We start from the raw sequence: 12,040 nt of genomic DNA, 5'->3' as shown, positions 1-12,040 counted from the left end.
CGCCAGGATGGCCGTATGGACAAGGGATTACGACGAATGGCGGGCGTCGTCTTGATGGTCGCCGGAATCGCGTGCGATGTATGGCTGGGCTTCGGCGCGCCGAACGACTGGGATGGCGCCGGACGGGTGCTGCGGTTCGGGCTGGGCCTCGCAGCGACGGGGGCGATCACCTGGGGTGCGGGGTTGATTTTCTGGCAGCCGAAGGCTGAACGCTCCGAGGCCGCCGACGTCGCATAGCAACGAAGAAGGCCCCGATTCGATGAATCGGGGCCTTCTTCCAATGGGTGTGGCTGGGGCCGGGGTCGAACCGGCGACCTATCGCTTTTCAGGCGATCGCTCGTACCAACTGAGCTACCCAGCCGCAGCGGTCCTGACGGGATTTGAACCCGCGGCCTCCACCTTGACAGGGTGGCGAGCACTCCAAACTGCTCCACAGGACCTTGCATTGTGCGAAAGCGGCGTGAACCAGTCTCGCACACGGTGATGCGTGCCCCCAACGGGATTCGAACCCGTGCTACCGCCTTGAAAGGGCGGCGTCCTGGGCCACTAGACGATGAGGGCTGGTGGCCACCTTGGCGTCGTTACCGGCGCCGTCGGGGACGTGAGAAGCATATGGGATGGGAGGACGGTTCGCCAAAACGGTTTACCTGGGGCTGTCGGAAGGGCTCCCGGACGGGCGTGAAGGAGGGCCGGACGGCGGGCCGGACGGGTGAGGGGGGCCGGACGGCGCGGGCGTGGCGCCGGGTTGGTTCTCACGGGGGAGGTGGCGGCTGACCTCGGCCCGGGACAGGCCCAGTCCGCCGAGGGTGATCTCGTCCCACGCCTGTAGCCGTTTCGTCGTGCGGTCCAGATAGAGCACGGACGCCTCGACCGGCGCGGGCTTCTTGTTCTGCACCGCCCGCAGCCCGCCGCCGCCCGTGGAGCCCTCGACCATCAGCCGGGTGCCCTGGGGGAGCAGGGTGTTCTCGCGGTGGTGGAGGTGGCCGGCCAGCGCCAGCGGGGCCAGTCCGTCCGCCTCGGTCACCGCGGTGGGGTTGTGGGCCAGCGCGATATCGACCGGGGTGCCGGCCAGCCGCTGGGTGCGCAGCGAGTCGGCGAGCCGGCCGCCGGCGGTGCGCTCGGCGGGCTCGCCGGCCGCCACCACGGAGCGGTCCGGGGTGAACTGCGGGTCGCCGACGCCCGCGATGCGTACGCCGGCGACCTGGGCGGCCTTGCCGTGGTCGAGGACGGTGACGTGGGCGCGGCGGGTCAGGTACTTCTGCGTGCTGCGCGAGTCGTGGTTGCCGCGCACCCAGACGTACGGGGCGCCGAGGGCGGAGACCGGGTCCAGGAAGTGGTTCTCGGCGGCCGAGCCGTGGTCCATGGTGTCGCCGGTGTCGATGATCACGTTGATCCGGTACTGCTTCACCAGGGAGGCGATGATCCGCCAGCTGCCCGGGTTGAGGTGGATGTCGGAGACGTGCAGCACTCGGATGGTGGTGGGGTCCGGCTGGTACACCGGCAGCGTCGAGGTGGCGTCGTAGAGCTTGGTGACGTTGGTGACCAGGCGCGCCAACTCCTTCTGGTAGACGTTGAATTCGCTGACGATGTTGCGGGCGTTGCCGACCACGGACGGGGCCGAGGAGAGCAGTCCGGAGAACTTCGGCTCCAGTACGGACCGGGGGTTCCACGTGGCGTACGCGGTGCCCGCGGAGGCGGCGAGCAGGGCGAGCGCCAGCCCGCCGGCGGCCAGCGCGCGGCGCGGGCGGCGGTAGACGGCCAGCCCCAGAGCGGTCGCGCCGGACGCCACGGCAACACAGGAGTGCAGCGCCAGCCCCAGCGTGCCGCGGGTGACGTCATGGGTGACCTCGGCCTGGAGGCCGGCGAACCTCTCGGGGTGGTCGACCAGCGCCTGGGAGCGGACCGGGTCCAGCCGGTCGACGTCGACATCGAGCCGTACGGGCGCGTAGTGGCTGCTCAGTTCCAGGTCGCCGAGCGGCGGGACATTGATCGTCGTGCCGCCGGTCAGTGAGGGGCGCAGCGCCATGCTGGTGTCCATCGGGCCGACGGGGGCGTGGACGCGGCCGATGAGGAGCAGCCCCAGCCAGGCACCGAGGACGGTGACGGCTATCAGGCCGAGCGAACGGGCCAGGGGGTGCGGCGGCTCGATGAGGGGCGCGGTGGGGGCCGTACGGCGGGAGCGGTAGGTGCGGCGGACGGTCGCGGGCGGCGCGGGTACGCCGTCGAACCAGGTACGGAGCAGCCGGTGCAGCGGGTTGTGCGGTGGGTCGGGGTTCGGTGTCCGGGAGCGCGCGGCGCGGGCCATTGGTCCCGTATGCCCTGCCACGGCTGCCGTTAAGCGGGGAGCGGCGGCTTCCGGTTGGGGTGCGGAGTCACGGGCGGGCCGCGACGATCGGTGGTGGGGCCGGGTGGCGGAGAATGGTGGTGTGCTGGAAATGACGCGCGAGGAGTTCGAGGAACTGGTCGCCGAGGCGCTGGACCGGATCCCGCCGGAACTGACCCGGCTGATGGACAACGTGGCGGTGTTCGTCGAGGACGAGCCGCCGGCCGACGACCCCGGGCTGCTGGGGCTGTACGAGGGGACGCCGCTGACCGACCGCGGGGAGTGGTACGCGGGCGTGCTGCCGGACCGGATCACCGTCTACCGGGGGCCGACGCTGCGGATGTGCGACACGCGTGAGGACGTGGTCGCGGAGACCGAAGTGACGGTCGTTCATGAGATCGCGCACCACTTCGGGATCGACGACGAGCGGCTGCACGCGCTCGGCTACGGCTGAGCGCCCTTGGGCGGGGCCTCGAACGGCCGAAGCTCACCGGCCGGGTCTGCCGGGCCGCGGTCCTGCGGGGCGGGTTCTGCGGGCCGGTTCTGCGGGCCGGTGTGCGTCCGGGCCCGGTCCGAAGGCGCGGCGGGCGCGATCGGCCGGGCCCCGTGCGTGTCCTCAGGTGGGGAGCGGGAGTTGGGCAGGGCGTCCGTGCCGCTGTCCCTGCGCTCCGGATCCGGAGGTCCCGCCGTGCGCCCGAGCCCTTACGACCACTCGCCCCTGACGCCGACACCGTCCCCGTCGTCGTCCGTCACCCCCGCCCCTTCGTCGCGCCCGCCGACGAGCCGGATGCGCTCCCGGGCCACCGCCGCGGCGGTGGTCGTCTCCGCGCTGGCCGCGTCGCTGGCCGGGTGTATGAGCGTGAGCGATGCGGAGAAACCGAGACCCTCGGGCAGTACCGCGCGGCAGGGCGGGAAGGACGGGCCCGGCCCCGGCGGGGTGACCGCGGACGGCCGGGGCACCGGCCCGCGGCGGATGGGCCACAAGGGCGCCGGGAAACCGGCCGGTGGCGACGACAAGGCGAAAAAGGCGTCCGGGAGCGCGGAACCGACGCCGTCCGAGCCCGGTGTGCCGTCCCACCCCGTGCAGCCGTCCGGCCCCGAGCCGGGCGCGGGAGGGGACCACGGCGGCAGCGACGGCCACGGCGGCCGCCCCGGGCACCCGAAGCCGTCGCCGTCCCACCCCGATCACCCCGCCACCCCGCCGGCCTCGCCCCCGCCCAGTACGCCCACCGCCGCGCCGACCCCGCCGCCGAGCAGCCCCCCGCCGCCGCCGAGCTCGCAGGCCTCCGGACCGTCCCCCGTGGCGCCGATGTCGTCGCAGCCGGACCTCTACGAGGAGGGGGCATAGGGAGGCGCAGAAGGGCCATTGCGGAAGGGGTGCAGGGGGAGCCGGGCGGGGCGCGTAGCGTTGTCCGGGCGTGGGGCTACAGGGGGGCGGAAGGCCGGGGCCGGAAGGTCATTTGCCATCCGGGGTGCGGAGTGCGTATGGTGGTAGATCGTTTGATCCCATTTGCCCGGCGCCAGAAAAGAAGCGCGCCGCGTGGCGCGTTCTCTCCCTTGCCGTGGCTGACCGCATAGAGGCGGTCGTGTGAAACACACGGAGTTTGGGCGCGTGCCGAGACTCCGGAAGGTTTCGCATTTCGCATGTCCATTTCCACTGAGCAGTCCGTCATGCCCGCATCCGACGAGCAGACGGCCCCCGAGGTGACGGCGGCCGACGAGTCGCCCGAGACCCCCGCGGCGGAAGCCGCCACCGACACCGTCACCTTCGCCGACCTCGGACTGCCCGAGGGCGTCGTCCGCAAGCTCGCGCAGAACGGCGTCACCACCCCCTTCCCGATCCAGGCCGCGACCATTCCGGACGCGCTGGCGGGCAAGGACATCCTCGGCCGTGGCCGCACCGGCTCCGGCAAGACGCTCTCCTTCGGTCTGCCGACCCTGGCGCAGCTCACCGGCGGCCACACCGAGAAGAAGAAGCCCCGCGCGATCATCCTCACCCCGACCCGTGAGCTCGCGATGCAGGTCGCGGACGCGCTCCAGCCCTACGGCGACGTGCTCGGCCTGAAGATGAAGGTCGTCTGCGGCGGTACGTCCATGGGCAACCAGATCTACGCCCTGGAGCGCGGCGTCGACGTCCTCGTCGCCACCCCGGGCCGGCTGCGCGACATCATCAACCGTGGCGCCTGCTCCCTGGAGAACGTCCAGGTCGCGGTCCTCGACGAGGCCGACCAGATGTCCGACCTGGGCTTCCTGCCCGAGGTCACCGAGCTGCTCGACCAGATCCCCGGCGGCGGCCAGCGGATGCTCTTCTCCGCCACCATGGAGAACGAGATCGGCACCCTGGTCAAGCGCTACCTGACCAACCCGGTCACCCACGAGGTCGACAGCGCCCAGGGCAACGTCACGACCATGACCCACCACGTCCTCGTCGTGAAGCCGAAGGACAAGGCGCCGGTCACCGCCGCCATCGCCGCCCGCAAGGGCCGCACCATCATCTTCGTCCGTACGCAGCTGGGCGCCGACCGCATCGCCGAGCAGCTCGTCGAGTCCGGTGTGAAGGCCGACGCGCTGCACGGCGGCATGACGCAGGGCGCGCGGACCCGGGTGCTCGCGGACTTCAAGGACGGCTACGTCAACGCGCTGGTCGCCACCGACGTCGCCGCCCGCGGTATCCACGTCGACGGCATCGACCTGGTCCTGAACGTCGACCCGGCCGGTGACCACAAGGACTACCTGCACCGCTCGGGCCGTACCGCCCGCGCCGGCCAGTCCGGCACCGTCGTGTCGCTGTCGCTGCCGCACCAGCGCCGCCAGATCTTCCGCCTGATGGAGGACGCGGGCGTGGACGCCTCGCGCCACATCGTCGGCGGCTCCGGTGCCTTCGACGAGGACGTCGCCAAGATCACCGGTGCGCGTTCGCTCACCGAGGTCCAGGCCGACGGCGCCAACAACTCCGCCAAGCAGGCCGAGCGTGAGGTGGCCGAGCTGACCCGCGAGCTGGAGCGCCTGCAGCGCCGCGCCACCGAGCTGCGCGAGGAGGCCGACCGGCTGACCGCCCGTGCCGCCCGTGAGCGTGGCGAGGACCCGGCCGAGGCGCTTGCCGCCGCGGCCGTCACCGCCGAGGCCGAGGCCGCCGCCGAGGCCGCCGTACCGGCCCAGGCCGGTGGGTCGGACGAGCGCCGCGACGACCGGGGCAACTTCGAGCGCCGTGACCGTCGTGACGACCGCTCGGGTGGCCGTTCTTTCGACCGTGACCGTCGCGATGACCGTTCCGGTGGTGGCTTCAACCGCGACCGTCGTGACGACCGTTCCGGTGGGCGTTCCTCCGACCGTCGTGACGACCGCTCGGGTGGCCGTTCTTTCGACCGTGACCGCCGCGACGACCGTTCCGGTGGTGGCTTCAACCGTGACCGTCGCGATGACCGTTCCGGTGGTGGCTTCAACCGCGACCGTCGTGACAACCGTTCCGGTGGTGGCTTCAACCGCGACCGTCGTGACGACCGTTCCGGTGGTGGCTTCAACCGCGACCGCGGCGACCGTCCGAGCCGTCCGTTCAACCGTGACGACCGTTCCGGTGGCCGTCCGGCCTCCGGTGGCTACCGCTCCGGTGGCGGCGACCGTCCGTTCAACCGTGACGACCGTTCCGGTGGCCGTCCGGCCTCCGGCGGCCACCGCTCCGGCGGCGACCGTCCGTACGGCCGCCGTGACGACCACCGTGGCGCCACGACCGGCTCCTTCGGCCGCCGTGACGACAAGCCCCGTTGGAAGCGCAACGGCTGATCATCCAGGCTGACCGCAGGGCCCGTACGCACTCAAGTGGCGTACGGGCCCTGCGTGTTGAGCGGGGGACACCGGCCCCGTGAAGGTCCGCCGAAGGGGCCTGTGGCACCCCGCGGGGCAGCCTGATCCCTAATGCCTTCGGGCTGTGGCACGTCCTCGGGCTATGCTGCTCGGTGCGGGCCATTAGCTCAATTGGCAGAGCAGTGGACTTTTAATCCATTGGTTCAGGGTTCGAGCCCCTGATGGCCCACCAGAAGTGGACGGGAGAACCGTCCGGCCTGCTGAGCAGGACCCGAAGGGCCCGGACCGTATGCGGTCCGGGCCCTTCGCGCTGGCCGGGTCGTGAGCGGCCTCCAAGTGGGCCTGTGGGGGGCAATCTTGTGCTGTCGGTTGTCGGCTGTCGGCTGTCGGCTGCTGGCTGGTGTTTGCGGTTTGCCGTCTGCCGTCTGCCGTCTGCTGCCCTGGCCTGCGCCGTGACCCGTCCGGCCCCTGAGGATTCGCCGCCCGGTGCCGTACCGGAAACGCTGGGGACATCGACGCGGCCGCCACCACGGTGCTCGTACGGACGGGCGGGAGCGGGAAGAGGCCGGTGCGGATGCTCCAGGACGAAGCGCCTCCCATGGACGAGGGGGAGCGGCGGGTGCGCCGCGGCCGGCGGGGCCCGTCCGGCCGCTACCTGATGCACAGGCTCCCCGTCCTTCTGATCGTCTGCGGCCTCGCCCTCGGCATCGGGATGCCGGCCGGCTACACCGCCGCCCCCTTCTTCTGCGCCGCCCCGCTGGTCGCCGCCTCGTTCTCCTCCCTGCGTACGACCGCCCTCACGGCCCTCGCCGCCGTGCTCGGCGAGATCTGGGCCGTCGCCTACCGCGGCGTCGCACCGGACTACGGCGAGTCGCTGGCGGAGACCGCCATGGTCCTCGTCATCGCCCTGCTGGCCCTCGGCATCAACCGGGTCGTCCGGAGGAGCGATGCCCACCTGGCGTCCGTACGGGACATCGCAGAGGCCGCCCAGCGTGCCGTACTGCCCACGCCGCCCGAACAGCTCGCCGGCCTCGCCGTCGCCGCCCGTTACGTGGGAGCGCGGGCGGATGCCCGGATCGGCGGCGACCTCTACGCGGTGCAGGACACCCCGCACGGCGTACGGCTGATCGTCGGCGACGTGCGGGGTAAGGGGCTGGAGGCGGTGGAGGCCGCGGTGATCGTCATCGGGGCCTTCCGCGAGGCGGCGGAACAGGAGACGACCCTGGAGGCGGTGGCGGGCCGGCTGGAGCGGGCGCTGCAACGGGAGGGCGGGCGGCGTGCGGGGCTCGACCAGTTCGAGGGGTTCACCACTGCCGTCCTGGCCGAGATCCCCGCCAACGGGCAGTCCGTTCTGCGTGTGCTCAACCGTGGCCACCCGTCCCCGTTGCTGCTCACCCCGGACGGCGGCCTGCGTGAGCTGGTTCCCGCGGCGCCGGCGCTGCCCCTGGGGATGGGCGAGGTGGCGAGCTGGCCGGACCGGTCGGACGAGACGTTCTTCCCCGCCGGCGCGCTGCTGCTCTTCTTCACCGACGGGGTGACCGAGGCCCGCGACCTGCTGGGCCGCTTCTACACCCCGTCGAGCAGACTGCGCGGCCGCCGCTTCACGGGCCCGGACGACCTGCTGGAGACCCTCGTCGAGGACGTCGCACGGCATACGGGCGGTGCGCCGGCCGACGACATGGCCCTGCTGGCGGTGCAGCGGCCGATGGGGGCGTAGCGGCCGATGGAGGCGTAGGGAGGCGTAGGGAGGCGTTGCAGGGCGCCGTGGGCGGGGGTGTGCGGGGCGTCCCTTGGACGGGAGCGTTGCGGGGGCGTTCCGTGGGCGGGGAGCGCGGGGCCCGCGCTCAGTCCCGGGCCACGCCCTCTGCCCCCGGGAGCCGCCGCAGGGTCTCGCCGTGCGGGCCGGTGAGCGCTACCGGGCGCTCGTCCAGGGCGAGGGTCAGCAGCGCGTCATCCGGGTGCGGCGGGTGGTGCGCCGGCGCGGTGATCCAGGGCAGGACGGAGTGGTGCTCGTTGGCGATCCAGTGTCCGCCGCCGGCCCGGCCGTCGAGCAGTGACCGTACGAGCCGCGCGAACTCCTCGCGGCGGGCGGGCGGGAGGTGTGCCAGCGCGGCGGTGTGGAAGATGACCAGCGTCGCCTCGGGCGGCGCCTCGGCGGCGAGCGCGGGCAGCTCGTCGAGCAGATCGCCGCGCACCATCCGCGGGCGCGGCACCGACCGCACCGCGTCGACGGCCGCGGACAGCCGCGCCGCCCGCTCCCCGTCGCCCGGCCGGACCAGTGCCTGTAGCCAGCGCAGATCGTCCCGTTCGGCAGCCGGGTCGAGCGGGTCGAGGCCGATCCCGCCCCGCCAGACGATGTGGGGCAGCCGGTCGGGCAGCTCGTCGGCCGGCCATCCCGTACGGCACCCGAGCACCAGCGGATTGCCCGGCTCCCCTACCTCGGCCCGGAGGGGGGCACGTTGGGGGGCGGCATCTCCGTGATGGGCGTCTCCCCGGAGGGCGTCTCCCGGGAGGGCACCCCCGCCCGCACCCCTGTCGTCCTCGTAGCGGTAGCGGTAGTGGTAGCGATAGCGGTCGGGGTGCAGACACAGCCCCGCCGACGTGCCGACCTCCAGCAGCGCCAGTGGCTGCGGCAGGCGGGCGAGCAGCGGCAGCAGGGTGGCGCAGTGGGCCGGCTCGTCGGTCCGGGCGGAACGCTGCATGATCACCGCGCGCACTTCGTCCCAGTGCCGGATGGTCCACTCGCGCCAGCGTCCGTAAGCCAGGTCGCCGCGCGGGCCCAGCTCGGCGTGCGGGCCGTCGAGATAGCGGACGGCGGCGAGCAGGAGGTCCGGCTGCTGTTTGTCGCCGGCCGGCAGCGACCCCGACAGCAGATCGCAGAGCTCCGGGTCCTGGCCGATCCGCGCGCTCAGCTCCTCATGGGCGGTGCACCGCCCCCGGGCCTGACGCCAGGAGAACTCCCGGTACCGCCCCGCCACTCCCCATGCGCCGGCGGCAGCGCTCTCGACGTTCCCGGTGTTCCCGACGTTGACGACCATGATCCGACGTTACTGCTCTCACGTTCCGTAACCGAGGGGCACCCCTCCGCATAACAACTGACGCACAATCAACGGGAGATCGTTTAGAGGCGGACGGTCAACTCGCCCGGTTTGTGGCCGTGCTGGCCGAAAAAGTCCACGCCAAACCTTGTGCGGAGACGACAGGGATTCACGGGAAGGCTTGGAATTCGGCTGCGATCTCTATTACTGTCCGATAACGCAGCGCGGTCGTCCCAGCCGTCGCAAGAGGCGGCACCGCGCGCCGACGCCGAATCCCGCACGCGCTTTTCACGCACCTCCAGCACCTCGAACTGCACCAAGGGAACCGGGGAACCACTTCCTTGGGGTGAATCGGACGCCCTCCGCCAGCGGGCGCCCGTAGGAGACCTTCCTGCTCCGAACCCGTCAGCTAACCCGGTAGGCGAGAAGGAAGGAAAGGAGAGCGCCCCCGTGGCGTCCAACAGGCCTGCCCCCGAGGGTCCGTCCGCCTACGACCTCGATGACCGAGGTGCCTTCCAAGGCCCCGGTGATGCGGACAACACGAACGACGGACCGTGGGAGGAATGGAATCCCACCGAGGACTCCATCCGCTCCGTCCGCGGCAAGCACCGGGTGGCCAAGCAGCGCGGCGGCGGACTCGCCCGCAGCGGCACGGTCCTGGGCGTCGGTGTCATCGCCGCGGTCGGCGCCGGCGGAATGGCCACGGCCGAGGGCCGCCCGGCGGTTCCGATCTCCATGCCGGACGTCGGCGGAATGGCCGACGACCTCGCCGACAAACTCCCGGACGCCGAGTCCCTCTCCGGCGTCGGCGACCTCATATCGGACTCGGGCTCGGACTCCGGCACGGACTCCGCCGCGGCCGCGGACTCCGCAACGGACGGTGCGGTTCAGGACGTCTCCGGCCCCCTGACCCAGGCCTCAGGGACGGACTCGGGCACGGGCGCCGGCGAGGCGCTGCGCAGCCGCATCCTCCAGCAGGCCGACGCGCAGCAGGGCGCCGCCGAGAGCGAGGCCCGCGAGGCCGCCGAACACGCCGCTTTCCAGAAGGCCGAGACCGAAGCCGCCACGCACCAGAAGTCGGCCGAGAAGGCCGCAGCAGCCAAGAAGGCGGCCGAAATGGAGGCCAAGCGCGAGGCAGAAGAAGCGGCCCGCCGGAAGGCGGAGGCCGCACGCCTCGCCAAGCTGGCGAAGAACTTCATCGCGCCGGTCTCCTCGTACACCCTCACCGCCAGCTTCGGCCAGGCCGGCGACCGCTGGGCCGCTGACCACACCGGACAGGACTTCGCCGCGCCGACCGGCACTCCCGTCAAGGCCGTGCACTCCGGCACCATCACCCAGGCCGGCTGGGCCGGCTCGTACGGCTACCGCATCGTCGTCACCCTCGACGACGGCACCGAACTCTGGTTCTGCCACCTGTCCTCGATGGTGAAGACCTCCGGCAAGATCAACACGGGCGACGTCATCGGCCGCGTCGGCGCCACCGGCAATGTCACCGGCCCGCACCTCCACCTGGAGGTCCGCCCCGACGCCGGCGACCCGATCGACCCCATGCCGTGGCTGCGCGACCACGGCATCAACGTGTGAGGCGCGGCTTCAACATGTGACGCACGGCCTCAAGGCAGGCTGACGCGCGGCCTCAAGGTGTGATGTGCGGCCTCCAGGTGTGATGTGCGGCCGCAAGGCAGGCTGACGCGCGGCCTCCAGGCGTGACGCGTGGCCGCAGGACGTGACGCGCGGCCTCAACGTGTGACACCGCTGGTGACACTGCTGACGGAAGTGGCTGCTGGGGGGCAGCGGAAGGAATAACTCCGCGCCCCCCGACGCTGCCACCACGCATGACCGCGACACAAAGCCCCCGAAACCACCGGCCGCTCGGCTCGCTCTCCGTTTCCCCGCTGTGCCTGGGCGGGAACGTCTTCGGCTGGACGGCCGACGAAGCCGCATCCTTCGCCGTGCTCGACGCCTACGTGGCGGGCGGTGGCAACTTCATCGACACCGCCGACGCCTACTCGGCCTGGGTCCCCGGCAACAAGGGCGGCGAATCCGAGACGGTCCTCGGCAACTGGCTGGCCTCCCGCGGCAACCGCTCCGATGTCGTCATCGCCACCAAGGTCGGCGCCCACCCGGACCTCAAGGGCCTGTCCGCCGCCACCATCAAGTCCGCGGTCGACGGATCCCTCACCCGTCTGCGCACCGACTACATCGACCTCTACTACACCCACTACGACGACGAATCGGTCGAGGTCGGGGAGTTCCTCACCGCTCTCGACGACCTCGTCCGGGCCGGCAAGGTCCGCGAGATCGCCGCGTCCAACATCTCGGCGAAGCGCCTGGAGGAGTCCCTGGCCTTCTCCGCCCGCGAGGGCCTGGCCCGCTACGTCGCCCTCCAACCCCACTACAACCTGGTCTCCCGCGACACCTACGAGGGCGAACTCGCCGACGTGGCCGCCCGCCACGACCTCGCCGCGGTCCCGTACTTCGCCCTCGCCTCCGGCTTCCTGACCGGCAAGTACCGCCCGGGGACCACCGTTGACAGCGCCCGCTCCGGAGGCGCGCTCAAGTACGTGGACACCGACCGCGGCCGGCGCGTCCTCCAGGCCCTCGACACGGTCGCCGCCGCCCACGAGGCCGAGCCGGCCACCATCGCCCTCGCCTGGCTCGCCGCCCAGCCCACCGTCGCGGCGCCCATCGCCAGCGCCCGCACGGTGGAACAGCTGCCGGCGCTGCTCGCGGTGGCCGATCTGACCCTGACAGAGGCGGAACTGGCGCTGCTGAACGAGGCGTCTGCCTGAACCACGCCATACGGGGGGCGGAGGGGGCGGGGCCACCAAGGCCCCGCCCCCTCCGCGCGCTCTGCTCCTGCTCTACCCCTGCTCTA

At 72.1% G+C, this 12,040-nt stretch carries 9 protein-coding genes, 4 tRNA genes and 1 riboswitch; of the genes, 8 read left to right on the top strand and 5 right to left on the bottom strand.

What is annotated here, in order from left to right:
- The first annotated feature begins 15 nt into the window (after positions 1-15).
- Positions 16-237: a hypothetical protein gene (locus tag K7C20_RS17580; RefSeq protein WP_245171860.1), complete on the top strand. Its 222-nt coding sequence runs from the start codon at positions 16-18 to the stop codon at positions 235-237.
- A gap of 50 nt (positions 238-287) precedes the next feature.
- Here K7C20_RS17580 and K7C20_RS17575 read toward each other — a convergent pair.
- The 4 genes from K7C20_RS17575 to K7C20_RS17560 all read right to left on the bottom strand — a co-directional run bounded on the left by K7C20_RS17575 (position 288) and on the right by K7C20_RS17560 (position 2,305).
- Positions 288-361: transfer RNA gene (locus K7C20_RS17575), tRNA-Phe, on the bottom strand.
- 4 nt (positions 362-365) lie between these two features.
- Positions 366-440, bottom strand: a tRNA-Asp gene (locus K7C20_RS17570).
- 48 nt (positions 441-488) lie between these two features.
- Positions 489-561 (bottom strand) — tRNA-Glu (locus K7C20_RS17565).
- A gap of 82 nt (positions 562-643) precedes the next feature.
- Positions 644-2,305 (bottom strand): metallophosphoesterase family protein, encoded by a 1,662-nt coding sequence (locus tag K7C20_RS17560; protein WP_053210425.1) that lies wholly within the window; start codon positions 2,303-2,305, stop codon positions 644-646.
- 121 nt (positions 2,306-2,426) lie between these two features.
- On the opposite strand from K7C20_RS17560, the gene K7C20_RS17555 reads away from it, so the two are divergent.
- The 5 genes from K7C20_RS17555 (at position 2,427) to K7C20_RS17535 (ending at position 7,841) form a co-directional block, all read left to right on the top strand.
- On the top strand, positions 2,427-2,777 hold the full coding sequence (locus K7C20_RS17555; protein WP_006604686.1) for a metallopeptidase family protein: 351 nt from the start codon (positions 2,427-2,429) through the stop codon (positions 2,775-2,777).
- A gap of 234 nt (positions 2,778-3,011) precedes the next feature.
- Positions 3,012-3,671: a hypothetical protein gene (locus K7C20_RS17550; protein WP_246655308.1), complete on the top strand. Its 660-nt coding sequence runs from the start codon at positions 3,012-3,014 to the stop codon at positions 3,669-3,671.
- Between the two features lie 296 nt (positions 3,672-3,967).
- Entirely contained in the window at positions 3,968-6,103 is a 2,136-nt protein-coding gene (locus K7C20_RS17545) for a DEAD/DEAH box helicase (RefSeq protein WP_053208582.1), read from the top strand.
- 177 nt (positions 6,104-6,280) lie between these two features.
- Positions 6,281-6,356 (top strand) — tRNA-Lys (locus tag K7C20_RS17540).
- Between the two features lie 342 nt (positions 6,357-6,698).
- On the top strand, positions 6,699-7,841 hold the full coding sequence (locus tag K7C20_RS17535; protein ID WP_078952860.1) for a PP2C family protein-serine/threonine phosphatase: 1,143 nt from the start codon (positions 6,699-6,701) through the stop codon (positions 7,839-7,841).
- 127 nt (positions 7,842-7,968) lie between these two features.
- Here the strand turns inward: K7C20_RS17535 and K7C20_RS17530 are convergent, their stop codons facing one another.
- Positions 7,969-9,162 (bottom strand): DUF2332 family protein, encoded by a 1,194-nt coding sequence (locus K7C20_RS17530; RefSeq protein ID WP_030074376.1) that lies wholly within the window; start codon positions 9,160-9,162, stop codon positions 7,969-7,971.
- A 292-nt stretch (positions 9,163-9,454) separates the two neighbouring features.
- A riboswitch (cyclic di-AMP (ydaO/yuaA leader) is annotated at positions 9,455-9,601 on the top strand.
- Between the two features lie 11 nt (positions 9,602-9,612).
- Between K7C20_RS17530 and K7C20_RS17525 the strand changes: the two genes are divergently transcribed.
- Complete coding sequence (locus K7C20_RS17525; RefSeq protein WP_030074375.1) at positions 9,613-10,746, top strand: M23 family metallopeptidase; 1,134 nt, start codon at positions 9,613-9,615, stop codon at positions 10,744-10,746.
- A 251-nt stretch (positions 10,747-10,997) separates the two neighbouring features.
- Entirely contained in the window at positions 10,998-11,954 is a 957-nt protein-coding gene (locus tag K7C20_RS17520) for an aldo/keto reductase (protein ID WP_030074374.1), read from the top strand.
- Positions 11,955-12,040 lie beyond the last annotated feature (86 nt).

It is taken from the genome of Streptomyces decoyicus, from assembly GCF_019880305.1.
Taxonomy (GTDB): Bacteria; Actinomycetota; Actinomycetes; order Streptomycetales; family Streptomycetaceae; genus Streptomyces; species Streptomyces decoyicus.
The sequence above is the reverse complement of the archived record's forward strand: the minus strand, read 5'-3'. Positions and strand labels throughout refer to the sequence as shown.